The organism is Bailinhaonella thermotolerans, from assembly GCF_003594875.1.
Taxonomy (GTDB): domain Bacteria; phylum Actinomycetota; class Actinomycetes; order Streptosporangiales; family Streptosporangiaceae; genus Bailinhaonella; species Bailinhaonella thermotolerans.
The window spans coordinates 228,855-253,478 of sequence record NZ_QZEY01000009.1; the positions used below are offsets into that span (position 1 = coordinate 228,855).

Consider the following 24,624-nt stretch of genomic DNA (forward strand, 5'->3'; position numbering starts at 1 on the left):
GCCACTCTCCATAAACCGCAATCCCCGAGATATCCGCCTATGTCAGAAGAGGAAGGGTCGGCCGCCGCACGCTCTGGCAGACGCCGTCGCTGGCCGCCGCCGCCCGGGCGCGCTCCTCGCCGACCTGGCCGTACTCCGTCGTGCGCTGCCGCAGCGGGCGGCCCGTCGGCGCGACCATCTCGGCGATCTCGCTGATGGTCTTGTAGGAGCCGTTCTCCGATCCGGCCATCCGGCTGATCGTCTCCTCCATCAGCGTGCCGCCGAGGTCGTTGACGCCCCCGTTCAGCACCTCGCGGCACAACTCGTCGCGCAGCTTCACCCACGAGCACTGGATGTTGGGGATCGCGCCGTGCAGCAGGATCCGCGCGAGCGCGTGCACCGCGCGGTTCTCGCGCGCGGTCGGCCCGGGCCGCGCCACGCCCGCCAGGTAGATCGGCGCGCTGTGGTGCACGAACGGCAGCAGCACGAACTCGCTGAACCCGCCCGTCTCCTCCTGGATCGACCGGATCAGCCGGATGTGCCGCACCCAGTGCAGCGGCGTGTCCACGTGCCCGTACATCATGGTCGAGGTGGTCGGGATGCCCACGCGGTGCGCGGTCGTGATCACCTCGATCCACTCGCGCGTCGGCAGCTTGCCCTTGGTCAGCACCCAGCGCACGTCGTCGTCGAGGATCTCGGCCGCCGTCCCGGGCAGCGAGTCCACGCCCGCCTCCCGCGCCGCCGTCAGCCAGTCCTCGATCGACATGTTCGTGCGGGTCGCGCCGTTGATGACCTCCATCGGCGAGAACGCGTGGACGTGCATCTCCGGCGTGCGCTCCTTCACCGCCCGCGCGATGTCGAAGTACGCCGTCCCGGGCAGGTCGGGGTGGATGCCGCCCTGCATGCACACCTCGGTGGCCCCCGCGAGCCAGCCCTCCTCGGCCCGGTCCGCCACCTGCTCCAGGGAGAGGGTGTACGCGTCGGCGTCGGTGCGCCGCTGGGCGAACGCGCAGAACCGGCAGCCGGTGTAGCAGACGTTCGTGAAGTTGATGTTCCGGTTCACGACGTAGGTGACGTCGTCCCCCACGGCCTCCCGGCGCAGGCCGTCCGCCAGCCGCGCGAGCGCCTCCAACTCCTCCCCCGACGCGTGCAGCAGCGCCAGCGCCTCGGCCTCGGAGATCCCCGCCGGGTCCCGCTCCGCCGCCGCCAGCGCCGCCCGCACCTCGGCCGCGGAGTACCCCCCGGCCTGCTCCAGCCCCGATCCGGTCCGGCTCGCGCCGTTCCCCGTACGGCTCGCGCCCGCGCCGCCCCCGGCCGTACCGTCCGCGACCCCGGCGGGCGCCGCGGGCAGCGCGCCGCCGGCCGGGCCGGGGCTCATGGCCGGGGCGGGACCGGAGGCGGCGTCGAGGGCGGCGCTCGCGCGGTCGCGCAGGGCGTCCCAGTCGCCGTAGACGTTCTCGAAGTCGTCCCGGCGGTCCGCGGTGCGGCCCCAGCTGTCGATGGTGACGTGCAGGTCCACGCGGCCCGCCTCGGCCCAGCCGCCGTCGGGCTCCTGCCAGGGGCGACCGGCCGGGATCGCGTCCTCCCTGGCCAGCCCGGTCTCCGGGTCCATGAGGGCGGCCACGTGGGCGTGGAGCCTGGGGTCGAGCCAGGGCTCGCCCGCCAGGGCGTACTCGGGATAGATCGTCAGGCGCTCCCGCAGGGTGAAGCCGGAGTCCGCGGTGCGGGCCGCGAGGTCGTCGATGTGCGGCCAGGGGCGCTCGGGGTTGACGTGGTCGGGGGTGAGCGGGGAGACCCCGCCCCAGTCGTCGATGCCGGCGCGGAGCATCAGGGCGTACTCGGAGTCCACCAGGTTCGGCGGGGCCTGGACCCGGGCGCGGGGGCCGAGGACGAGGCGGGTGACCGCGATCGTGGCGGCCAGCTCCTCGAGTTCGGCGTCGGGCATGCCGCGCATCGCCGTGTCGGGCTTGGCGCGGAAGTTCTGGACGATGACCTCCTGGATCCCGCCGTACTCCCGCGAGACCCGGCGGATCGCGAAGATCGACTCGGCGCGGTCGGCGACCGTCTCGCCGATGCCGATCAGGATTCCCGTGGTGAACGGCACGTTGGAGCGGCCGGCGTCCTCCAGCACGCGCAGCCGTACCTCCGGGTCCTTGTCCGGGGAGCCGTAGTGGGCCGCGCCCTTCTCCTCGAACAGGCGGCGCGAGGTGGTCTCCAGCATCATCCCCATCGACGGGGCGACGGGCTTGAGCCGCTGGAGATCACGCCAGCTCAGCACGCCCGGATTGAGGTGGGGCAGCAGGCCCGTCTCCTCCAGCACGCGGATCGCCATCGCGCGGACGTAGGACAGGGTGTCGTCGTAGCCGTGCGCGTCCAGCCACTCCCGCGCCTGGTGCCAGCGGTCCTCGGGCCGGTCGCCCAGCGTGAACAGCGCCTCCTTGCACCCGAGCGCGGCGCCCTGGCGCGCGATCTCCAGCACCTCGTCCGGCGACAGGAACGGCGCGGGCAGCTTGTGCGGGGCGGTCGCGAACGTGCAGTACCCGCACCGGTCGCGGCACAGGCGGGTCAGCGGGATGAAGACCTTGCGGCTGTAGGTGATCACACCGGGCCGGCCGGCGGCCGTCAGCCCGGCGTCCCGCACCCGTGAGGCGTACGTGAGCAACGTGTCCAGGTCCTCCCCCCGGGTCTGGAGGAGCACGGTCGCCTCGGCCACGTCGAGGGTCTTGCCGTCCCGGGCGCGGGCGAGTGCCCGGCGCGTCGCGGCCGCGGTGGGTGTGGGGTCCATGAACACAAACTAACCCCGGCCAAGTTCTAGATCTTCCCTAACCCCCGTCGGCGGGCGCACCCCCGGGGTTACGATGCGGGCGGCCACGCCGAAGGGGGAGACGGGGCATGCGCACACAGGTCACCGGGGGAAGGCCCCTGCGCGGGTTCCTCGCCGCCGCGGCGAGCACCGTCCTGGCCCTCACCTGCACTCCGGCCGTCGCCGCGACCCGGTCCGGCGACGCCGCCATCCCGTACGGCCACGCCGCGATCCCGTACGGCCACGCCGCGGCCCGGGCCGGGGCCGTACGCCCCGGGGATGGGGCCGCGCGCGCGGAGAAGGACCCGCTCGGCTTCGGGCCGGTGCGGATCGCGCCCCGGCCCGGCGACGCCCGTCTCGGCGACGCCCGCCTCGGTGGCCTCCCGCTCGGTGCCCTCCCGCTCGGTGGCCTCCCGCTCGGCGGCTCCCGGCTCGCGGAGCGGGGGCCGGAGCGGGCGGCGGAGGGCGCCCGGCGCCGCGCGGCGGGCTCCCACCGCGTCGTACGGCTGGCGCCCGGCGTGCTCCTCGGGCGGATCGGCGGCGGCAGCCCGCCGGCCGCCGACGTCTACACGGTCGTGCTGCACTTCGACGGGCGCGGGCGGCTGTTCGGCCGGGAGGACGCGGCGGACCACCTGGTGGGGCAGCTCGCCCGGCACGGCGTTCCCGCGATCAGGGAGGACGTCGTGGTCCCCCGCCTGCGGCCCGGGGGCCCGCGCCGCGTCCTCGGCCAGACCGTGCGGGTGGGGCGGTTCGCCGGCCGGGCCGAGGCCGGCCGGGAGGCGGCCCGCCTGGAGCGGCTGCGCTGGATCGACGAGGACGGCACGCCGCGCGGCGGCTTCCCGGTCTCCGTGGTCGAGACCTCGACCCTGGGGCGGTGGACGCCCGGCCCCTGGCGGGTCCGCTACCTGCGGGTGGACCCGCGCCACGCGGTCGTGCGGACCACGTCGGGCCGTACCCTGGCGGACGCCGAGACCGTGCGCGAGATGGCCCCGATGGCGACGGCGGCGATCAACGGCGGCTTCTTCCGGATCGGCACCGACACCCCCGGCGACCCGGCGGGGGTGTACGTCCAGGAGGGCCGCCTGCTGAGCGAGACCCGGGACGGCTCGGACCCCGCACTCGTGATCACGGGGGGCCGGGCGCGCGTCACCGACCTGACCACCCGCCAGCGTGTGAGCGCCGGCCGCGCCTGGCGCGCGATCACCGGCGTCAACCGCGCGAACGACGGCGACGACCTCATCCTCTTCACCCCCGAGTACGGCGCGCGGCTCCCCCGCGTGGACGGCGTCGAGGCCGAACTGGCCGAGGACGGCACGGTGCTGAGCGTGCGCGAGCGGGAGTCCGGGTCCGCGCCGGGCGACCCGCCGGAGCGGGGCAGCGTGCTCCAGGGCACCGGCCGCGCCGCCGCCTGGCTGCGCGCCCACGCCCAGCTCGGCCGCCGCCTGCGCGTCTCCACGCTGATCATCGACCAGCGCACCGGCCGGGCCATCCGGCCCGACTACGCCACGGCGGGCAACGTGGCGATCCTGCGCCGCGGCGAGGTCCGCATCTCCCCGCGCGACCTGGGCCGCAAGGGCACCTTCACGCAGATCGTCCGCCGCCACCCGCGGACCCTGGCCGGCGTGGACGCCCGGGGCAACCTCCTGCTGGCGGCGGTGGACGGCCGGAGCCCCCGGTGGAGCGCCGGCATGACGCTCCCCGAGGCGGCCCGCCTCATGCGCGGCCTCGGCGCGCGCGAGGCGATCAACCTGGACGGCGGCGGGTCCACCACCCTCACCGCGCGCGGCGAGATCGTGAACCGGCCCGCCGCCCCGGCGGGCGGCCGGCCCGTGAGCGACGCGGTGACCGTCAACTGACGCCGACGAGCCCGGCGCGGGGCCGGGCTCGTCGTCGCGCAATCACCGGGACCGCGAGGTCGTGCACGTCAGCCGCGATTGCCACTCCGTGGCCCGCGGCGTCGGCCGCCGCCGGGCGGGGCGGGGCGTCGGCGGCGGGTTCTCGCAGCGCTTGGCCGCCGGCGAGGGCGTCATTGCCCGGGACGGCCGTAGTCCGGCCGGTCGGAGCCGGGGTCGGGCGCGCCGCGCTGAGTCCGCCCGGGCTCGGGGTCGCGGTCCACGTCGATGTGCTCGCGCCGGACCTTGCCGTGGACGGTCTCCTCGGTCGGGACGTCCTTACGGCGTACGCTGACCCGCTCCACCGGGACCTGCTCGGTGGAGACCACCGGGCGCTCCTCGTAGAGCGTGATCTCCGCCTCGTCCTCGCCCAGGTCGCGCGTCTGGTCGGGACGGCCGTCCTCGATGCGGTGCCGTTCCACGACCGCTTCCTGGTGCGTGAGCTGGACCTTGCGGTCCGCTTCCTCGGTCTCCACCCACTTCCGCAGGCGGACGTGGCCGGCCTCCTGGCGTTCCTTGCCGACGCGCAGGCGCTCCTCCGCCGCCGTCATGGCCGCCTCGTCCTGGACGCGGCCGGTGGGCGCCTGCCCCCGCGACCGCTGGTCGGGACCGCCCGGCGCCGCGTGCCGGCCCGGGCCTCCCGCGCCCGCGCCCGCGGTCTCCCGGGACGTGGTGCCCGTGCCGGGCATGCCCGGCTGCGTCGGGACCTGCGCCTGGGAGATGCCGTAGTGGCGGTAGAGGTTCGCCTCCTCCTGCTCGGAGAGGCGTTCGTCGGCCTCCACGTTCGGCGCGTCCTTGACCTTGTTCTTGGTGTACGGCACGTGCAGCTCGTTGCCCGCGCGCCGGGCCTGGGCCAGCGGGACGAAGCTCTCCCGCTTGCCGAACATGCCGGTGCGCACCGTCACCCACTCCGGACGGCCCGTGCTGTCGTCCAGGTAGACCTGTCCGATCGCGCCGATCCGCTCCCCGTCCGAGCCGATCACATCACTGCCGATCAGCTCCTGAACCTGGCTCTCCGTGGTCATGCGAGGCCCCCCGTAAGTCGTCAGCCCCCGCCGGCTCCCCCGGCCGGCGGGCATCACCTCACGTCCGGCCGACTACCCGGACGCGAGGGGGTGAAACGGTGCCCGATCCGCACCAGTCCGCACATGAGCGAATCCATTACCCATTCGGGGCGGAACCGGCGTACGGCGGCGCGGCCTGGGCGTACGCCAGAAGGCGTTGGGCTGCCAGTCGAGGCCGTCGCGGCTGTCGCTGCCGAACAGGGGGCCGAGGACGGCCAGGGCGACGAGGACGGCGAGAACGATCCAGAGCATGGGATCTCCTTCAAGAAACCGTGATGAGCGTGTGGGATCCCGCGGGTGCCGCGTGCGGTGCGGGTGGCCGCCGGCGGCACTTCCAGTGTCAGCGACCCGGACTGTTCACGTCCATCGAGACATTCTTGGGTGAACCCATTAGAGAATCTGAAACATGCTGGATCTGCACCGCCTCCAGGTGCTGCGCGAGTTACGTGAGCGCGGCACCGTCAGCGCCGTCGCCGACGCGCTCGGCTACACCGCCTCCGCCGTCTCACAGCAGCTCGCCCGGCTCCAGCGGGAGGTGGGAGTGCCGCTGCACGAGCGCGTGGGCCGGCGGATACGGCTCACGCCCGCGGGCGAGGTCCTCGCGGCGCACGCGGACACGCTGCTCGCCCAGGCCGAGCTGGCCGCCGAGGAGACCGTCGCGGCGAGCGGCCGCGTGCACGGCCACGTGCGGATCATGGGGTACCAGACCTCGATCCTGCACGTGATCATCCCGTCGCTGGGACCGCTGGCCGAGCGGTATCCGGAGCTGGACATCGAGGTCGTGGACGACGAGTCCGACTCGGGCATCCACGCGCTCGCGCTGGGCGAGGTGGACCTGCTGGTGTTCAACGAGTACGAGATGCTGCCCATGGTGCGCCCGCCCGGGCTGGAGGCCGAGACGCTGCTGTACGAGCCGGTCTGGCTGGCCATCCCCGCCGCCCACCCGCTCGCGGCGACGACCGGGCCCGTGTCGCTGTCGGCGCTGGCGGAGGAGTCGTGGGTCTGCGGCTCTCCCGGGACCCGCCACCGTGAGCTGGTCATCCGCGCGTGCACCGAGCTGGGCGGGTTCGACCCGCGCATCCGGTACGAGACGAACGACCTGTACGTCCTGATAGACCTGGTCATCAACGGCCGGGCGGTGGCGTTCATGGCCGACCTCGTCGCGGCGCGGGCCCTGCCCGGCATGGCGCTGCTCAAGGTCACCGACTTCGACCAGCGCCGCCGCATGTGCGTCTGGACCCGGCAGGGCGCGGCGCAGCGCCCGACGGTGGCGGCGGTGCTCGCGGCGTTCCGCGAGGCCACGGCCGAGGTGGTGCGCGCCCGCCCGCTGTGCGAGCGTCCCCCGGCGGGCGGCGCGGGCGGCGATCAGATGCGGCGGTAGTCGCGGGCGGCCATGCGGGGGCCGCGCGCCGGAGGACGCGCGCCGGTCAGCGCGATCAGCCGCGCCGCCCGGTGGCGGTGCCCGGCGTACGGCGCGAGCAGCCGCAGCATCTCCGCGTCGTCCGCCTTCCGCCCGGTCAGGGCCCAGCCCACGATCGACGGCAGGTGGTAGTCGCCCACCGACACCGCGTCGGGGTCCCCCAGCGCCCGCTGCCGCGTCTCGGCCGAGGTCCACACCCCGATCCCGGGCAGGGACCGCAGCATCCGGTCGAGCGTCGCCGAGTCCGGGGCCGCCTCCAGCCGGTCCGCCACCCGCGCCGCGGTGATGATCGTGCGGGCGCGCACGGCCTCGGCCCCGGCGCGGTGCCACTCCCAGGACGGGATCGCGATCCACGCCCGCGGCGGCGGCACCACGTACAGCCCCTCGGGCCCCGGCCCCGGCGCGGGCGTGCCGTACCGGCGGACGAGGTAGCGCCAGGCCCGCCACGCCTCCCGGCCCACCACCTTCTGCTCCAGGATCGCGGGGGCCAGTGCCTCGAACACCCGCCCGCTCCGGCTCAGCCGCAGCCCCGGCCGCCGCCGGTGCGCCTCCCGGACCGGCCCGTCCACGGGCTCGAACCCCGCCAGGTCGTCCTCGGCCCCCAGCAGCGCGGGCATCGTCTCCAGCAGCCACTCGGCCCCCGGCCCCCACGCCCGCCCGTGCACGCGGCCCTCGGACGGGTGGACGGAGAGGCGCAGCGTGCCCGGGCCGCACGGCGTGAGCGAGGCGCGCCAGAGCGCCCCGTCGGGCGTGGAACCCCAGGTGGGGTCGCCGCCGCCGTGCCGGTGCGGGTCGAGGGTCAGCGCCACGTCCAGCGGCCCGCCGGGCCGCCAGTCGCGCGCGCGGCCCGCCGTGGCGGCCTGGGGCGTCACAGGTCGAGGGCGATGAGGACGGTGACGAAGACCGTCCACGCGATCGCGGCGAGCAGCGCCAGCGCCGCGCGCGAGGGACGGTGGCGGCGCGACATATGCGCCATCTGGGCGAGGGCCGCCGGGCGGGCGGCCCCGGGTAGGTCAGGCATCGGACACCGGTACCAGTGGGGGATCAGACGTCGCTGGAGAAACGGACGGAGCCCGGGGGGAGTTTCACCTCGGGCCAGACCCGCGCCCCCGCGAGGAGCTCGTTGCGCGGCCCGACGTCCGCGCCGTCCCCGAGGACCGCGCCGCGCAGCACCGTGCCCGCGCCGACGCGCACGCCCGCGCCGACGACGGAGTCGACGACCACGACGCCCTCCTCGATCACGGCGTCGTCGAAGATCACGCTGCCCTCGACGACCGCGCCGGGGCCGATCACCGCGCGGCGGCCCACGACCGTGCCGCCGGACACCTTCGCGTCGGCGGCCACCGAGGCCCCCTCCAGGGCCAGGGACTCCTTCCCCGGGTCGCCCAGGTGGCCGAGCACCACGTCGCGGCTGCCCTTGACGTACGCCTCGGGGGTGCCCACGTCGAGCCAGTACGTCGAGTCGGCGTAGCCCAGCACGGTCGCGCCGCCCTCGATCAGCCCGGGGAACGTCTCGCGCTCGACCGACACGACCTGGCCGTACGGGATCTCGTCGATCACCGAGCGGCGGAAGACGTAGCAGCCGGCGTTGATCCGGTTGGTGACCGGGTTGGGGGTCTTCTCCAGGAACGCGGTGACCTTCCCGTCGCCGTCGATCGGCACGCAGCCGAACCGCGAGGGGTCCTCCACCTCGGTCAGGTGCAGCGTCACGGCCGCGTCGCGCTCGCGGTGCAGGGCGAGCTGCGCGGCGATGTCGTGCCCGGACAGGATGTCGCCGTTCAGCACCAGCACCGGGTCGGCCGGGCCGCAGGTCAGACGCCCGGCCGCGTTGCGGATCGCGCCGCCGGTGCCCAGCGGCTCGTCCTCCGTGACGTACGACAGGGTCAGCCCGAACGCGGAGCCGTCGCCGAACGCCTCCTCGAACATGGACGCCTGGTAGCACGTGGCGAACACCACGTGGCGCACGCCGAACCGGCGGGCCCGGGTGAGCTGGTGGGCCAGGAAGGGCACGCCCGCGGTCGGGAGCAGCGGCTTGGGGGTGGTCACGGTCAGCGGGCGCAATCTCGTGCCCTGACCGCCGACCAGCAGGATCGCCTCAGCCGAGGGAGGAGCCGAAGCCGAGGCCGAGTCCGAAGCCGGCGCGGCCCCCGGAACGGGTTTGTCCATAGACGGCGAGGTTATCGCGTCTCGACGGCACGTAGGTAAGAGTCCATGTGCGCCTGCGCGGAGGCCGCCCAGGAGAACTCCCTGGCCCGGTGGAACCCGGCCTCCCCCAGCGCGGCGCGGCGCGCGGGGTCGTCGAGCAGCGAGCGCAGCGCGACGGCGATGCTCTGGACGTCCGGCTCGGTGTAGGCCACCGCGTCGCCGCCCACCTCGGGCAGGGAGGCGCGCTGGGTGGTGAGCACCGGGGCGCCGCAGGCCATGGCCTCCAGCACCGGCAGCCCGAAACCCTCGCCCCGCGAGGGGAACGCCACCACGAGCGCCCCGCCGAGGAACCCGGGAAGGTCGGCGTAGGGCAGGTAGCCCGGCCGGATCACCCGCACCGACCCCGACAGCGAGCCCACGGCCGCGTCCACCTGGTCGTCCCAGCCGCCGCCGGCCAGCACCAGCGCGGGCGGGTCGGACATGCCCTCGACCGCCGAGGCGAACCCGCGGATCAGGTTGGGCAGGTTCTTGCGCGGCTCCATGGCCCCGAGGAACGCGACGTACGGCTCGCCGTGCAGCCCGAGCCGGTGCGCGACCCGCTTGACCTCGGCCTCGCCGGGCCGCTGGAAGAGCGTGTGGTCCACGCCGTGGTAGGCGACGTCGATCCGGGTCGGGTCGGCCGCCAGCACCCGGACCAGTTCGTCACGGGTGGCCTTGGACGGCACGATGACGCGCGCGGCGCGGCGTACGGCGGTGCGCGTGGCCGAGCGGAAGAAGCTGGCCTTGACCGCGCTGTGCTGCTCCGGCTCGGTGAACCAGGTGACGTCGTGCACGGTCACCACGGTGGGCAGGCCCGAGCGCAGCGGGATCGAGTAGTAGGGCGCGTGGATGACCTGCGCGCCGACCTGCTGGGCGAGCACCGGCACGCCCGTCTGCTCCCACGCCAGCCGGGCGGTCCGGTGCGTGATCGAGGGCGGGCCCGGCAGGATGCGCGCGTTCGGGGCGAGCCGGCCGTAGCGCTCGGCGTCCGAGCGCTGGCAGACGACGGCGAGGTCGGCGTCGGCCTGTCCGAGCGCGGCGACGAGGCCGTCGACATATCTGATCAGCGCGCCGCGGTCGGCCGGCACGGCGGCGGCGTCGACGAGCACGCGAGGCCCCACTTGCGGATCGCTCCCCTCCATGGCTCTCCCGGCCGGCCGCTCACCGGCCGGACCGGTCTCTTCGGCAACCAGCTCTTCGAGTACCCAGTTGGTTCTGCCACTACCAGCCCACTCTATTGCGGGACCCCGCGCAATACCGGCCTATTTCTGGTGTGTTCAGGGGGCGTCCGCGCCCGCCGCGTATCAGTGCGGGTGAACGGCCTGATCGCCGGGAGCGGAGTCCGGGCGTCCGCCGGGCGCGTCGCCGGATCCGGGCTCCGGCAGGGCCGCCGCGCGCACGCGGCGGCGGGCCACGAGGGCGGCGATCCCGGCGGAGGCCAGGTCTCCGGCGGTGACGATCAGGCGGGAGCACAGCGCGGCGGTGAGCGCCGCCCCGGCCCCGAGCACCGGCGCGAGCGCCGCCACCATCGCCGCCTCGCGGACACCGGCGCCCGCCGGGGCCACGATCACGACGATGCCGAGGCAGAACGCCAGCGCGAACGCCCCCGCCGACAGGACGTACGCCCGCGGCCCCGCCCCGCCGAGCCCGGCGACCAGGATCCCCAGGTGCGCGCCGTACAGCAGCCAGGCGGCGAAGGCCCACAGGAAGGCGCGGCCGATCCCGCCGAAGGTGAGGGGGCGTTCGAGGGGCTCGCGGCGGAGCAGCCGCAGGCCGAGGCCCAGGACCCCGTTGACGATGCGCGGGTGGAGGAGCACGAGCAGCGGCAGCAGCAGCCACGCGTAGCCGTACACCTGCTCGCCGGGGACCGTGACCAGGGCGAGCACGAGCCCGGTGGCGACGTAGACCGGCAGGCTGAGGAAGAACGCGGTGGCGCTGCGGGCGCGCGGGACGCCGAGGTCGCGGCCCATCTCCATCTGCGCCAGGACCGGCCACAGCGAGCCGGGGATGTACTTCCCGAGCTGGCTGACGAAGAAGACGCGGGCGGCGGGCCGCACCGGGAGCGGCGAGCCGAGGTCGGCCAGCAGCGCCCGCCAGGTCATCATGCTCGCGGCCAGCGCGGCGAGCACGGCGGCGAGGGACCCGGCGATCACGCCCGGCGTGAGCCTGGCCAGCCCGCCGCGCACCGAGGGCCACTGGTCGGCCAGCGCGTACGCGCCGAGCGCCACCGCGGCCAGCAGGAACGCGGCCCGCAGCAGGCGCTTCAGCCCGCGCTTCCCGATCATCGGGTGCGGACGTATTGCGGGGCGTGGCGCAGCGCGGGCCCGGCCGGGCGGCGGGGCGTCTTGGTCGCGACCCACAGGTAGGTCGGCACGATCGGCAGCAGCCCGCGCAGGACGGCGGGCGGCAGCTTGGACACCGCGCCCGGCACGACGTCGCCGCCGGCGAACCGCTCAGGCTCGACCAGCACGGGCAGGGAGTAGTCCCACACGTGGAAGTCGCGCAGCATGCGCCGCAGGCCCGGCCGGGTGCGGAACCGCTCGTGGTAGTGGTCGGCGCGGCCGGACGCGCGGACGTAGCGGTCGGCCAGCGACGGCGGGAGGTAGGACAGGAACGGCAGCTTGTAGTGCGGCTCCATCACCCCGAGCCGGTTGCCCAGGCCCAGGTAGAGCACGCCGTCGTCGGACAGCACGCGGCGGATGTCGGCCAGCACCGCGTCGGGGTCCACGACGTGCTCGTAGATGTGGTTGAACACGATCACGTCGATCGACCCGTCGGGGAACGGCAGCCGCTCTCCGTCGGCGCACACGAACCCGACCCGCTCGCCGAACCTGTCGTGCGCCCTGCGCAGGCCCGGCACGTCGATGTCGATCCCGAGGGTGCGGGCCGCCCCGGCCCCGGCCAGCTCGTCGGCGATGAACCCGGCCGAGCAGCCCACGTCGGCGACGGTGAGGCCGGACAGGTCCGCGCGGCCGAGGAAGTGGGTGAGGACCGCGATGAGCTTGGCCGCCTTGGTGCGCCGCTTGCCCTCGTCGAGCATCGCGGCCTGCAACTCCGAGTATGCGAGCTGTGAGCCGCGTTGCCGTGCCATGGCGCCACCTTATCGGGGACCTGACCTGGCGGTGGCCGCTTGCGGCTAGCCTGGGGCGGTGCTAAGCCGACTCCGGGCAAGTCGCCTACTCCGGGTTCTCCTCGCCGTCATCGCCCTGGCCTTCTGCGGGTACGGCCTGGCCACCCAGTGGGACTCGACGCGCGCCGCGCTGGCCCAGCTCTCCTGGTGGTCGGTGGCCGGGACGTTCGCGGCGCTGATGGCCGGCCTCGGCTGCATGCTGGTCGCCTGGCGCGACATCCTGGCCGGGCTCGGCTCCCCGCTCCCCCTCCGCGTCGCCTCCCGCGTGCTGTTCGTCGGGCAGCTCGCGAAGTACATCCCCGGCTCGGTCTGGTCCTTCGCCGCGATGGCCGAGCTGGGCCGCGATCACAAGGCCACCGCCCGGGGGATCTTCGCCGCCACCGTCCTCGGCCTGGCGACGTCCCTGGCCTGCGCCCTGGCGCTGGCCGCCGCGACCCTCCCGCTCGTCTCCGGGGCCGCCGCCGCGGACTACGCCTGGATGATGGCGCTGGCCCCGGTCGTCCTGGTCTGCCTGCACCCGAGGATCGTCGGATTCTTCCTCAACCTGCTGTTCCGGATCCTCCGCCGGGAGCCCCTCCCTCTGCCGACCGTCCGGACGATGGCCCGCGCCGCCGCCTGGACCATGCTCGGCTGGCTGCTGTACGGCGTGCACCTGTGGCTCCTCCTGGCCGACGTCCGCGACGGCGGCTGGGGGCTCTACCTCGTCGCCGCCGGGGCGTACGGCCTGGCCTGGTCCACCGGCATCCTCACGGTCGTGATCCCCGCGGGCATCGGCGTCCGCGAGGGGGCCATGGTCCTGGCCCTGACCCCCGTCCTGGATCCCGGCCGGGCGCTGGCGATCGCCATCGTCTCCCGGGTCGCCTTCACCCTGGCCGACGTCGCCTGGGCCGGGCTCGGCTTCGTCCTCGGCCGCGCCCGCCGCGCCGCGCCGGAGAGTCCCGCGGACTCCGAGAGCCCGGTGCCCACCGCCTCCTGAGACGGCGCGGTCAGGAGCGGAGGGCGCGGAGCCTGATTTCCAGGCCGTCCAGGGCCCGCTCCAGGCCGTAGGTGAAGCTGGACTCGCGGAACTCGTCCGGCTCCCGGTGCTCCTGCGCGGCGTAGAGGGCGCTCATCCGGGGGTGGGTCCGCACGAGGGCCGTCGCCGCCGCGCGGACGCTCTCGGACCAGGCGCGCTCGTCCCAGCCCGTGCGGGCCAGCCGGGTGAGCACGGCGGCCTCGGTGGAGGCGGTGCCGAGGACGTAGCCCAGGAGGAACTTGCCGGCCTGGTCCGCCTCCACGAGCCCGAAGCCGGCCGCCTCGAAGAGGTTCAGCATGCCCTCGGACAGGTTCATGAGCTTGGGTCCCATGTAGGACAGGCCGAGCTCGTCCAGGACCGAGATGATCCACGGGTGGCGGAGGATGGTCGCGCGGAGCTCGCGGGCCAGCGCGCCGGCCGCCTCGCGCCAGGCGGACGGATCGGTGATCTCGGGGACCTCGACCTCCCCGTAGACCTCGTCGATCACCAGCTCGATCAGCTCGTCCTTGTTGGAGACGTGCGAGTAGATCGAGGTGGCGCCCGCGTTCAGCGCGGCGCCGAGGCGGCGCATGCTCAGCGCCTCGATGCCCTCGGAGTCCAGGAGGCGGAGGGCCTCGGCGACGATCTGCTCCCTGCTCAGCGCGGGCTGGGCGCGCCCGCTCCGGCGCGGCCGGGTCCACACCGAGGGGAACGGCTGGTCCTCCACCTGCTTCTCCTCTCATCCGGCGCCCCAGCATAGCCCTCCCGCCGCACAGCGTGCGGACCGCCGTACGGCGTGCGGACTCTCGAACGGTGTGCGAGTTTGCGAACAGTGTGCGGACGACCGTACAGTGTTCGACATACCGCACAGTGTTCGGAATCGCCGCACACCGTTCGAAGGGAGTTGTCGTGGAACGTCATCCACGCCGGTGGCTGATCCTGATCGTGCTCTGCCTCAGCACGCTCGTGCTGGTGGTGGACAACGGTGTGCTCACCGTCGCGATCCCGTCGCTGACCCAGGACCTGGGGGCCACCACCCAGGACATGCAGTGGATCATCGACGCTTACATCCTGGTCTTCGCCGGGCTGCTGCTCACCGCCGGAAGCCTGTCCGACCGCTACGGGCGCCGCCGGATAATGATCATCGGTCTGATCGCGTTCGGGATCGCGTCGGCGCTCGCCGCCTACGCCGGGACGCCCGGGCAGCTCATCGCCGGGCGCGTGCTCATGGGCATCGGCGGGGCGCTCGTCATGCCGAGCACGCTGTCCATCCTCATCACCGTGTTCGACGAGCAGGAGCGCCGCAAGGCGATGGGGATCTGGAGTTCGGTGCTCATGGTGGGCCTCATCGGCGGCCCCGTCGTCGGCGGCGCGCTGATCGCGGAGTTCTGGTGGGGCTCGGTGTTCCTGATCAACGTACCGGTCGTGGTGGTGGCCGTGATCGCCGCGTTCGTCTGGATGCCGGAGTCGCGGGGCCCGTGGCGCAAGCCCGACCCGCTCGGCGCGATCCTGTCCACCGCCGGCCTCACAGCGCTCGTCTGGACGATCATCGCCCTCCCGCAGCACGGCCTCACCCACCCCGGCACCCTGGTCTCGGCCGCCGTCGCCGTGCTCGGCCTGGCCGCGTTCGTGGTCTGGGAGCTGCGCACGCCGTACCCGATGGTCCCGCTGGGGCTGTTCAGGAACCGCAACTTCAGCGGCGGCAGCCTCTCGCTCGTGCTGGTCCAGATCGGCAACGGCGGCCTGATCCTCGGCATCACCCAGTACCTGCAGTTCGTGCTGGGCTACACCCCGACCCAGGCGGGCCTGGCGCTCATCCCGATGGCGGCGGCGGTGATCCTGGTCAACGGCGTCGCGGCGGGCCTGGGCCAGAAGGTCGGCAACCGGCCGCTGACCGCCGCCGGGCTGGCCGTCCTGGCCGGGGGCTTCGGGCTGCTGGCCACGCTGGAGCCGGGCGACGGGTTCGGCATGGTGGCCGCCGCGCTGGTGCTGTTCGGCATCGGCGGCGGCATGGCCCAGCCCGCCGCCACCGCCGCCCTGATGGGCGCGGTCCCGCAGGAGCACGCCGGCGTCGGCTCCGCCCTCAACGACACCGTGCAGCAGGCCGGCGCCGCGCTCGGCGTCGCGATCCTCGGCAGTCTCCTGGCCGGCGGATACACCGACGCCATGCCGGCGGACGCCCCCGAGGCGGCCCGCCGGTCCATCGCCGGGGCGCTCGCGAGCGGCGACCGGGGGCTGATCGCCACCGCGCACGAGGCCTTCACCGGCGCGATGACCCTGAGCTTCGCCGCCGGGGCCGCCGGGGTCCTCGCGGCGGCCGTCCTCTCCTTCGTCCTCATCCGGGACCGCGGGCCCGGCTCCGCCGCCCCGGCCGCCGGCGAGCCCGTCGCCGCCGCGTCCCACTGAGCGCGGCAGCCCCGCGAAGCGAACGGCCCCGCCCGGGATCCGGGCGGGGCCGTTCACGTGCGCCCCGGCTCCGGGCCCGTCCGGCCGGGGCCGGCGTCAGGGGGCGATTTCAGGGGGCGATTTCAGGGGGCAGGCGTCATGAGGCCGGCGTCAGGGGGCCGGGGTGATCTGGAAGACGGCGCACTTCCACTCGCCGTCGCGCCTGGTCAGGGCGCTGGTGGCGTAGACGCGCATCGTCTGCTCGTCCGTGCCGCCGATGAGGACGTCGATCTCGACCCTGCTCGAATGCACCGCGTTGTTCTCGTCGAGCCAGACCACGCGGTGGTCGGACTGGTCGGTGCGGGTGTAGGGGTTCCGGTTCTCGGCGAACCCCTTGAGGATCGCGTCGCGGTCGTCCACGACGCCCCACTGGGACACGCTCAGCACCTCGTCCGCCAGGAAGCGGTCATAGAAGGCGGCGTCTCCGTCGCGGTTGGCCTCCCACGCCCTCTCCATCAGTTCGATCAACTCGGCCTCGGCGCCCATCGCTCATCTCCTTCGTCGGCTACACCGGTTTAACCGGTGTACCCACGCTACACTGATCCCATGCGTACGGCAAAGGCGGTCGTGCTCCAGGGCCGGGACGGGCAGCGGTTCCGGTTCGATCCCGGGGCGCTGTGCATGGAGTTCCTGCTCACGGGCGGGGAAGAGGGCGTGCTCGCCCAGTGGGAGCAACTGCACGCGCCCGGGGACCTGGCGCGCTGGATCGAGCGGTCGGGCCTGGGCCTGCCCGCGCCGGTCCTGGAGGAGCCCGGCGACCTGGAGGACGCGAAGCGCCTGCGGGCCGGCGTGCAGCGCCTGGCCGACAGCGCGGCCGGGGGGCTTCCCCTCTCCTACGAGCCGGTGCTCAACGAGTTCGCCGCCCGGCCGTCCCTGGTACCCGCCCTGACCGGGACCTTCGAGTCGGTCTGGGCATCGCCGGCCACCTGTTCCCAGTACCTCTCCGAGGTCGCCAGGGACGCCATCGCCCTCTTCTCCAGCCCGGACCGCGTCCGGCGCGTCCACCGCTGCGGCGGGGACAACTGCCTGCTGCTCTTCCTCGACACGTCCCGCCCCGGGACCCGCCGCTGGTGCTCCATGGACCGCTGCGGCAACCGCCAGAAGCTCAGGACCCGCCGCCGTACGGCGGAGCCGGCGACCTCGGCGGCGGAGGCGGCGACCTCCGATGCCGAGGTGGAGCCCCGAGGCCGGAACGGCCGGAGCTGAGGCGCCGCCCCGCGTGCTTCACCCGCTCCGGATCAAGGCCGGGGCGGCGCGAGCCGTACAGGGGTCAGAGCGCGAGCAGGGTGTGCAGGTAGTCCTGCCAGAAGGGCGCGGGATCGACCGGCTTCACCCCCGCCCGGAGGCGTTCGGGCTCGCCGGGCTCGTAGAAGCGGGTGATCGCGTCGCGGAGGGCGGGCACGTCGTCCGGGGGGACCAGGAGGCCGTCCTCGCCGTCGCGCACGTGGTCGGCCAGCGCGCCCACGCGAGTGGCGATGACCGGGAGGCCGTGCTCGTGGGCCAGCCAGACGTTCTGGCTGGCGGTGGCCGAGCGGTACGGCAGCACCAGGGCGTCGGCCGACGCGAACAGCCCCGGGACGTCCTCGGCGGCGACGTATCCGGGCCGCAGGGTCACCCGGTCCCCGATGCCCAGCTCCGCGATCAGGGCCTTCGTGTCGTCGAGCCCGCCCCAGAACTCCCCGGCGACCGTGAGCGAGACCCCGGGCGGGAGGGCGCGGAGCAGCAGGTCCAGCCCCTTGTACGGGCGGACGAGGCCGAAGAACAGCAGGTTCCGGTACGGCTCGCGCGCCTCGCCCGCCCCGTTCCCCGCGGCGGGCAGGTGCGGAGGGAGGGCCGCGACCGAGACCGGGGCGCCGGTCAGCCCGCGCGCCAGCCCGGCCTGCTCGGGGGAATGCGTGAGGACGCCGTCCACGCGGCCCAGCAGCGCGCGCATCAGGCGCTCGTCGTACCGGCGGGCCTCGTGCGGCAGGACGTTGTGGCACAGGGCGATCACGCGCGGCCGGCGGGGCCCGCGCAGCCCGGCGAGGATGCCCAGGTACGGCGGGACCTGGACGGGGCTCAGCACGGCCAGCACCACCAGGTCGTACGCCCGCAGGCGGCGCCCGGCCAGCGCCCAGCCCGCCGGGGAGCGCCAGGACAGGCGGCGGCGGACCGGGGAGAACGGGCGGCCCTCCGGCGAGTCGATCGTCTGCTGCCCCGGGTAAAGGAAGCCCGGGTACTGCGCCTTCCACGACTCGATGACGACCTCGTGCCCGGCCTCGGCCAGCCGGCAGGCCAGCTCGGTCGTGTGCTGCGCGCCGCCGCCCTTGTAGGGGTGGGCGGGCCCGACCAGGGCGATCTTCATGCGGCTCCTAGCCGTCGCGGGAGCGGACGATGAGGTCGGCCAGCAGCGCCATCGAGCCGATGATGAGGCCGGACAGGAACAGCATCACCGTGTTGCTCGGCAGGTAGAAGTCCTGCCGGCGGATCACGTCGATCACGCCCTTGACCAGCGCGATCACGATCAGCCACAGCGCGGGCGGCATGAGGACCTTGAGCGGGTTGAAGTACATCACCATGCGGAGCACCTGGAGGATGTACCGGTAGGCGTCGGAGACGAAGTGGAACTTCGACCGCCCGGCCCGCTTGTTGTACTCGATCGGGACGTACTTGATGTCGTGCTGGTTCGACAGGAACGCCAGCGTGATCGTGGTGACGCAGGAGAACCCGGGGGGCAGCAGCCGCAGGTACGGCAGCGAGACCGACTTGCGGAACGCCCGCAGCCCGGAGTTCAGGTCGGGGATCTGGGTGCCCGCCAGGCGCTCGGCGACCTTGCGGATGAACCACTTGGCCGGGACGCGCAGGAACTTGTGCGAGCCCTGCTCCGACGTGCGCGCGCCGACCACCTGGTCGATGCTCTTGTCGGTCTCCAGCAGCCGCACCAGGTCGGGGATCCGCTCGTTGGGGTAGGTCATGTCCGCGTCGGTCCACACGACGATCTCGCCGCGCGCCTGCTGGGTGCCGATCCGGCGGACGGTCCCGGAGCCGCCGTTGCGATGGAAGGCGACGACCCGCATGTTGGGGTACTCCGGCGCGGCCTTCTCCAGCCTGGCGAGGGTCTCGTCGGTGGAGAAGTCGTCGATCGCGAGCAGCTCATAGCTGTACCCGCTCTCGTCCATGGCGCGCGAGATGCGTGCGACCTCGTCGATCACGTGGTCCTGCTCGTTGTAGCAGGGCAGCACGATCGTGACGTAGGGCGCGGGGGCGTCGTCTTCGAGGGGCGGAACCGGGGACATGCTCACGTGCGGCGAGAATACTCCCCTGTCACGGCCGTGTGAGCCATACGTCCAACCTGAGGTTGTAGGTGCCGTCCGGCGGCGTGACCAGGGAACGTTCATCTTGCCTGGTTCGGAGGCTGATCGCGTGGACCGGGCGGCCGTACGGCGTGACGTTGGTCTCCTCGGCCCCGAGCACCACCGGGACGCGGCCCGCGCGGCGGATGGCCTCCACGACGCGCGTGCCCGCCGTCACCCGGCTCTCGGGGATCCCCTTGCCCAGGCGCGCGGTGGGGACGCCGCACATGCCCCGCACGACCTGGGTGAACCGGTCGGCGGTGACGCGCTCGACGATCAGCACGGAGGCGTTCGGCGGGATCAGCCGGCACAGCCGGTCCATCGCGGCGACCTCCCCGGCGTTGACCCGCACGAACGCGGTCCTGGCGGACACGAACACGATCGGGAGGAGCGCGGTGACCACGCCGATCACGACGAGCCGCCGCGGCATGCCGTACCGGTCGAGCAGCCATCTCAGGCCCCAGACGCCGAGCAGGATCATCCCGGGGATCACCACGGGCACCAGGCGCCGGGTGGCCCACGGGTGGTCGGGCGTGATCGCGGGCCGCAGCAGCGTGGCGACCGTGGTCCAGGCGACCACCGCGAGCGGCAGCAGCCAGCGCGCTTCCCGGCCCCGCGACAGCCGCCGCAGGAGCACGGCGGCCCCGGCCGCGCCCAGCACGACCAGCGGCAGGCCGACGTACCAGATCACCCACCACATGGAGTACTCCGTGTAGAGGCGGGTGGGGTCGTGCGCGAGACCGTTGGCGCGCTGGGCGTGGCCGATGAAGCTCTCGGTGAGCTTGTCCTCCGGATGCGTGGACACCCGCCGCACCTGCTGGACCCACGGCCGCACGGTGAGCGCCAGCACCAGCAGCGGCGCCAGCGCGGCGGCCACGGCCCCGGCCACGCGGCGGGCGCGGGAGTCGCCGAGGAACCGGCCGTCCCAGCAGAGCAGCACGGCGGCGGAGGTGAGGGCCACCACGGCGGCGCTGAGCAGCAGGAGCGGGTTGAGGGAGTCCCGCAGGTGCTTCAGGTAGGTCCCGGCCAGCAGGTACCCGCCGAGGAAGCCGACCCCGGCCCCGAGGAACAGGCCGGCCGCCAGCGGGACGCCGACGCGGCGGCGCCGGGGCAGCGCGATCAGCAGGCCGGCGTACGCCACGGCGGGCAGGACGTCGCGCAGCCCGTCGATGCGGACCAGCAGCGACAGGCCCAGCGTGAGCCCGCCGAGCAGGCCGAGCACGCGGGAGCCGGTCGCGACGGCGTCGAGCACGAGCGCGATGCCGCCGAACAGCAGCACGAGAACCAGCGGCTCACTGAGCGTGGTCCGCCCGGTGTAGATGAGGGGCAGGGAGACCGCGAGCGCCCCCGCGCCGAGCACCGCCCAGCGCGGGCCGACGAGCCGGGCCACGACGCCGCCGAACACCAGCACGGCCAGCGCCCCGATCAGCGGCGGCATCAGCAGCAGGCCGCGCACTCCGCCCAGCCAGGAGCCCACCGCCAGCACCAGCGGGTACCCGGGCATGAACTGCGGGGACACCCCCCCGTCCGCCCGGTAGAAGGCCATGCTCTCGAACACCAGCGACGGGTCCGGCCCGCCGAACGCCGCCGGATCCGCGGGGATCGGCAGCGAGCCGTGCCCGGCCAGCCAGATGGCGTACTGCGCGTAGGAGGCCGGGTCGCGCCGCAGGATGAGCTGCTCGCCGTGCATGACGCCGTTGAACAGCAGGAAGCCCCCGGCGACGGCGAGCACGCCCCAGCCCAGCCCGGGGATCGCCGGCACCCGGCGCACGCCCCACCAGGTCACCAGGGCCGCGACGGGCACGCCGATGAGCAGCGCGGGCAGCGGGCGGAAGATCCCCGCGAGCAGCAGCGGGAGCACGGCCACCAGCCAGCCGGCGAACGCCAGGGCCGGGGCAGCGGTTCCGCGCGCGAGCGCGTGTGACCAGGTAGCGTACGCCGACATCCTCATTAATCTTGTGAGCGTATCGGAGGGGAACGGCCGGTGAGGCGGCACGCCTGGTTCGGCGCGGCGCTGGCCGCTGGCGCGGCGTTGCGGCTGGTGGCGATGCTCGGCTACCGCCCGGCGCTGTGGTTCCCCGACTCCTTCTCCTACATGGTCACGGCGATGCGGCCGCGCCCCGACCTGATCCGCCCGCCGGGGTACGCGTTCTTCCTCCGCGCGCTGGAGCCGTTCCACTCGCTGGGGCTGGTGGCCGCCGTCCAGCACCTGCTCGGGCTGGGGATCGCGACCCTGGTCTACGCGGTGGCCGTACGGCGGGGCGCGCCGCGCTGGGCGGGCGTGCTCGCGGCGCTCCCCGTGCTGCTCGACCCCTACCAGGTCCAGCTCGAACACCTTCTCCTGTCGGACACGCTGTTCACGTTCTGCGTGGTCGCGGCCGTCGCCGTCGCCCTCTGGCCGCGCCCCGCCCGCCGTACGGCCGACGCGGCCCAGGCGACCCAGACGGCCGGTACGGCCGAGGCGGCCCAGGCGACCGGCGGAGGCGACACGACCCAGGTGGCCGGCGGAGGCCACACGGCCCAGGCGACCGGCGGAGGCGACACGGCCCAGGTGGCCGGCGGAGGCCACACGGCCCAGGCGACCGGCGGAGGCCACACGGCCCGGGTGGCCGGCGGAGGCGACACGACCCAGGTGGCCGGCGGAGGCCACACGGCCCGGGTGGCCGGCGGGGACGGTTTCGGGTGGCGGGCGGGGCTGGCCTGCGGCGCCCTGCTCGGGGTCGCGGCGGTGACGCGGACCGTCGGGCTGCCGCTGCTGGTGCTGCTGGCCGGGTGGCTGGCGGTGCGGGCGCGGGCGTGGCGGGGGTGGCGCCGGGCGGTCCCGGCCGTGGTCGCGCTGGTCGCGGGGGTGGCGCCGGTGGCGGCGTACGCGCTGTGGTTCCAGGCGGCGCACGGGGTGCTCGCGACCTCGACCGCGGACGGGGTGATCCTGTACGGGCGGACGATGGTGTTCGCGGACTGCGCGCGGATGGACCCGCCGGAACGGCTGCGCGTGCTGTGCGACGACCGGCCGCCGGGGCGGCGGCCCGGGACGCAGTACTACATCTGGGACCACTCCTCGCCGCTGCGGCGGCTGCCCGGAGTGCAGTTCAGGCCGGAGAACAACGCGCTGGCCATGGAGTTCGCGATGAGCGCGATCCGGGCGCAGCCGCTGGACTACGCGGCGGTGGTGCTGCGGGACCTGGCCAGGTCGTTCACCTGGACCCGGGAGGTCTTCCCGAGCCGGGCCGTCTACGACGCCTACGAGTTCCCCGCCTCGGCGTCGCCCCTCGCGACGGACCCGACGACCACCAAGGGCGCGATGTTCGCGCGGCGCTACGAACGCGGCCCCGTCGAGACGCGCGTCGAACGCCCCTGGGCCGACCTCGTCCGCGGTTACCAGGAGAAGGTGTGGTTCCCCGGCCTGGCCCTGCTCCTCGCGCTGCTCCTCCCCCTCGCCGCGCGGCTGTCCGCGCGGGCCCGGCGGGCGCCGGGGGCCGGCGTGGCGCTCCCCTGGCTGTTCTCGGCCGCGCTTCTCGCGATGCCCGTCGCGGTCGCCGAGTTCGACTATCGCTACGTCCTGCCCGCGGTGCCTCTGGCGCTTCTGTCCTCGGCGATGACGGCGGGCCTTCTCGTCAAGGTTTCACCTGGCGGATTCCCGCCCGAGGAATGCTCTGGGTATGCTGAGCCGCCAGTCGGCCGTTCGAGGGGGTAATGCGTGATCAAGGGACGAATCAGTCGATCGTGCCCCCTTCCGGGCCAGGCGTGATCTAGCATCTGGGTCCAGTGAGCGAGCACCGCAACGTCGCCCTGAGAGAACGCCGCGGCGACCACGAAGCCGAACCCTTCGACGCGCCGCGGAGGCCGCGCCGCAAGGGCAAGACGCACGTGCTCGCGTGGATCTCGATCGCGATGGCCTGCGTGATGGTCATCGCCTCCCTCGGTCTCTACCTGACCTACCGGCAGATCGCGAGCGCGCGCAAGACCGAGGACTTCACCCAGGGGCTCGGCAACCGCCCGCCCAAGCTGGTCACCGGCGCGCTCAACGTGCTCATGGTCGGCTCCGACCAGCGCAACGGCGCCAACGCGAAGTACGGCCGCTTCGAGGGCGAGCGCACCGACACGATGATGCTGATGCACATCTCCCCCAAGCGGGACAAGGCGCTGCTGGTGAGCTTCCCGCGCGACTCGATGGTGCAGATGCCCGAGTGCGACGCGCCGAACGGCGGCAAGATCCCGCCCCGGCTGGCCATGCTCAACGAGGCCTTCAACGTCGGCGGCATCAAGTGCCTGACCAAGACGCTGGAGCAGCTCACCAAGATCCGCATCGACCACTTCGTGAAGGTCGACTTCACCGGCTTCAAGCGCATCGTGGACGCCCTGGGCGGCGTCGAGGTCTGCCTCCCCAAGCCCATCGACAGCAAGAAGGCCAAGATCAAGCTGGCCGCGGGCCGTCACAACCTCACCGGCGAGCAGGCCCTGGGCTACGTGCGGGTCCGCGACATCGGCGTGGCCAAGGACGACCTCAGCCGGATCAAGCGGCAGCAGATCTTCCTGGCCCAGGTCGTCAAGAAGGCCACCAGCGGCGACCTGCTGACGAACCCCGGGCGGCTCACCAAGTTCCTGTCCGCGACGATGGGCTCGATCACCACGGACCAGGACCTCGACGTCCAGACGCTCACCGAGATCGCGCAGAGCGCCCGGGGCATGTCGGCGGGCAAGATGCAGTTCGTGACGGTGCCCAGCGGCGCCTGGCCGCAGGACCCGAACCGGGTGGCCTGGCGGGAGCCGGCCGCCTCGGAGCTGTTCCGCGCGATCGCCAGCGACGTCGAGGTGCCCGAGGCCGCCCCGTCGGCCTCGGCCGGCGCGAAGCCCGCCGTGGTGGTCAAGCCGGGCCAGGTGCGGGTCCAGGTGCTCAACGGCACGCTCAAGCCGGGCCTGGCCAAGGAGGCCGCCGAACTGCTCAAGGGCCACGGCTTCAAGATCGCCGGCACCGGCAACGCGCCGCGCGCCGACGGCACCGCCCGGCCCAAGACCATGGTGCTGTTCTCCAAGGCCGGCGGCGAGGACTACGCCAAGCCCGTCGCCGGGCGCCTCCTCAGCCCGGTCACCCCGGAGAAGGCCAAGGTCAAGCCGCAGCGCCTCGACCCGAACTCCGGCGCGCCCGCGGCCGGCGCCCAGGCCGACGCCGGGGGGCCGATCATCCAGCTCGTCATCGGCGACGACTGGCGCGGCGTCAAGGCCAACGTGAAGCTCCCCGCCAACGTGGGCGCCTTCAACGGCAACACCAACCCCTGCCGCCTGGAGTAGGAACCGCCCGCACCGCCTGCCGCCCCCGCCGGGCACCGCCGGAGCAGGTGCCGCCAGGAGGTGCCGCCCGGCACAGTCGCCGCCCGGAACAG

At 74.1% G+C, this 24,624-nt stretch carries 20 protein-coding genes; 7 read left to right on the forward strand and 13 right to left on the reverse strand.

Annotation, left to right across the window (positions count from 1 at the left end):
- Positions 1-37: 37 nt before the first annotated feature.
- Positions 38-2,764, reverse strand: a complete 2,727-nt coding sequence (locus D5H75_RS23295) for a bifunctional FO biosynthesis protein CofGH (RefSeq protein WP_119928705.1) — start codon at positions 2,762-2,764, stop codon at positions 38-40.
- Positions 2,765-2,871: 107 nt separating this feature from the next.
- Between D5H75_RS23295 and D5H75_RS23300 the strand changes: the two genes are divergently transcribed.
- A complete protein-coding gene (locus tag D5H75_RS23300; protein WP_119928634.1) occupies positions 2,872-4,638 on the forward strand; it encodes a phosphodiester glycosidase family protein in 1,767 nt (588 codons plus the stop codon).
- Between the two features lie 170 nt (positions 4,639-4,808).
- On the opposite strand, the gene D5H75_RS23305 is transcribed toward D5H75_RS23300, so the two are convergent.
- Positions 4,809-5,699 carry a DUF2382 domain-containing protein gene (locus tag D5H75_RS23305; protein ID WP_202638417.1) on the reverse strand — a complete coding sequence of 297 codons (891 nt, stop codon included), beginning with the start codon at positions 5,697-5,699 and terminating at the stop codon, positions 4,809-4,811.
- A 445-nt stretch (positions 5,700-6,144) separates the two neighbouring features.
- Here D5H75_RS23305 and D5H75_RS23310 point away from each other — a divergent pair, with 445 nt between their 5' ends.
- Entirely contained in the window at positions 6,145-7,119 is a 975-nt protein-coding gene (locus D5H75_RS23310) for a LysR family transcriptional regulator (protein WP_119928636.1), read from the forward strand.
- Here the strand turns inward: D5H75_RS23310 and D5H75_RS23315 are convergent.
- The 6 genes from D5H75_RS23315 to D5H75_RS23335 form a co-directional block, all read right to left on the reverse strand.
- On the reverse strand, positions 7,104-8,030 hold the full coding sequence (locus D5H75_RS23315; protein WP_119928637.1) for a DNA-3-methyladenine glycosylase family protein: 927 nt from the start codon (positions 8,028-8,030) through the stop codon (positions 7,104-7,106). The genes D5H75_RS23310 and D5H75_RS23315 overlap by 16 nt on opposite strands.
- Positions 8,027-8,179, reverse strand: a complete 153-nt coding sequence (locus D5H75_RS41855; RefSeq protein ID WP_202638418.1) for a hypothetical protein — start codon at positions 8,177-8,179, stop codon at positions 8,027-8,029. The genes D5H75_RS23315 and D5H75_RS41855 overlap by 4 nt, the downstream gene beginning before the upstream one ends.
- A gap of 23 nt (positions 8,180-8,202) precedes the next feature.
- Complete coding sequence (manB, locus tag D5H75_RS23320; protein ID WP_119928638.1) at positions 8,203-9,324, reverse strand: mannose-1-phosphate guanylyltransferase; 1,122 nt, start codon at positions 9,322-9,324, stop codon at positions 8,203-8,205.
- Positions 9,325-9,335: 11 nt separating this feature from the next.
- The gene (locus D5H75_RS23325; RefSeq protein WP_202638419.1) at positions 9,336-10,451 is read right to left on the reverse strand and encodes a glycosyltransferase family 4 protein; all 1,116 of its coding nucleotides are present in this window, start codon (positions 10,449-10,451) and stop codon (positions 9,336-9,338) included.
- A 195-nt stretch (positions 10,452-10,646) separates the two neighbouring features.
- Positions 10,647-11,627, reverse strand: coding sequence for a lysylphosphatidylglycerol synthase domain-containing protein (locus tag D5H75_RS23330; RefSeq protein ID WP_119928640.1), 981 nt, complete (start codon positions 11,625-11,627; stop codon positions 10,647-10,649).
- Positions 11,624-12,433: a class I SAM-dependent methyltransferase gene (locus D5H75_RS23335; protein ID WP_119928641.1), complete on the reverse strand. Its 810-nt coding sequence runs from the start codon at positions 12,431-12,433 to the stop codon at positions 11,624-11,626. Before D5H75_RS23335 ends, D5H75_RS23330 begins: the two co-directional genes overlap by 4 nt.
- A gap of 58 nt (positions 12,434-12,491) precedes the next feature.
- Between D5H75_RS23335 and D5H75_RS23340 the strand changes: the two genes are divergently transcribed.
- Entirely contained in the window at positions 12,492-13,448 is a 957-nt protein-coding gene (locus tag D5H75_RS23340; protein WP_119928642.1) for a lysylphosphatidylglycerol synthase domain-containing protein, read from the forward strand.
- A 10-nt stretch (positions 13,449-13,458) separates the two neighbouring features.
- Here the strand turns inward: D5H75_RS23340 and D5H75_RS23345 are convergent, their stop codons facing one another.
- Positions 13,459-14,193 carry a TetR/AcrR family transcriptional regulator gene (locus D5H75_RS23345; RefSeq protein ID WP_119928643.1) on the reverse strand — a complete coding sequence of 245 codons (735 nt, stop codon included), beginning with the start codon at positions 14,191-14,193 and terminating at the stop codon, positions 13,459-13,461.
- Between the two features lie 182 nt (positions 14,194-14,375).
- Here D5H75_RS23345 and D5H75_RS23350 point away from each other — a divergent pair, with 182 nt between their 5' ends.
- On the forward strand, positions 14,376-15,872 hold the full coding sequence (locus D5H75_RS23350) for an MFS transporter (protein ID WP_119928644.1): 1,497 nt from the start codon (positions 14,376-14,378) through the stop codon (positions 15,870-15,872).
- Positions 15,873-16,022: 150 nt separating this feature from the next.
- On the opposite strand, the gene D5H75_RS23355 is transcribed toward D5H75_RS23350, so the two are convergent.
- Entirely contained in the window at positions 16,023-16,397 is a 375-nt protein-coding gene (locus D5H75_RS23355) for a YybH family protein (RefSeq protein WP_119928645.1), read from the reverse strand.
- A 60-nt stretch (positions 16,398-16,457) separates the two neighbouring features.
- Between D5H75_RS23355 and D5H75_RS23360 the strand changes: the two genes are divergently transcribed.
- On the forward strand, positions 16,458-17,117 hold the full coding sequence (locus D5H75_RS23360; protein WP_119928646.1) for a CGNR zinc finger domain-containing protein: 660 nt from the start codon (positions 16,458-16,460) through the stop codon (positions 17,115-17,117).
- Between the two features lie 64 nt (positions 17,118-17,181).
- Here D5H75_RS23360 and D5H75_RS23365 read toward each other — a convergent pair whose 3' ends face one another.
- From D5H75_RS23365 to D5H75_RS23375, 3 genes are read right to left on the reverse strand one after another with little or no spacing between them, the layout of a single operon-like run.
- Positions 17,182-18,255: a glycosyltransferase family 4 protein gene (locus D5H75_RS23365; RefSeq protein WP_119928647.1), complete on the reverse strand. Its 1,074-nt coding sequence runs from the start codon at positions 18,253-18,255 to the stop codon at positions 17,182-17,184.
- A gap of 7 nt (positions 18,256-18,262) precedes the next feature.
- Entirely contained in the window at positions 18,263-19,186 is a 924-nt protein-coding gene (locus D5H75_RS23370; protein WP_119928648.1) for a glycosyltransferase family 2 protein, read from the reverse strand.
- Between the two features lie 28 nt (positions 19,187-19,214).
- Positions 19,215-21,188 carry a hypothetical protein gene (locus tag D5H75_RS23375; RefSeq protein WP_119928649.1) on the reverse strand — a complete coding sequence of 658 codons (1,974 nt, stop codon included), beginning with the start codon at positions 21,186-21,188 and terminating at the stop codon, positions 19,215-19,217.
- A gap of 39 nt (positions 21,189-21,227) precedes the next feature.
- On the opposite strand from D5H75_RS23375, the gene D5H75_RS40935 reads away from it, so the two are divergent.
- Positions 21,228-22,937: a phospholipid carrier-dependent glycosyltransferase gene (locus D5H75_RS40935; RefSeq protein ID WP_202638420.1), complete on the forward strand. Its 1,710-nt coding sequence runs from the start codon at positions 21,228-21,230 to the stop codon at positions 22,935-22,937.
- A gap of 71 nt (positions 22,938-23,008) precedes the next feature.
- Positions 23,009-24,532 (forward strand): LCP family protein, encoded by a 1,524-nt coding sequence (locus tag D5H75_RS23385; protein ID WP_242454456.1) that lies wholly within the window; start codon positions 23,009-23,011, stop codon positions 24,530-24,532.
- Positions 24,533-24,624: the final 92 nt, after the last annotated feature.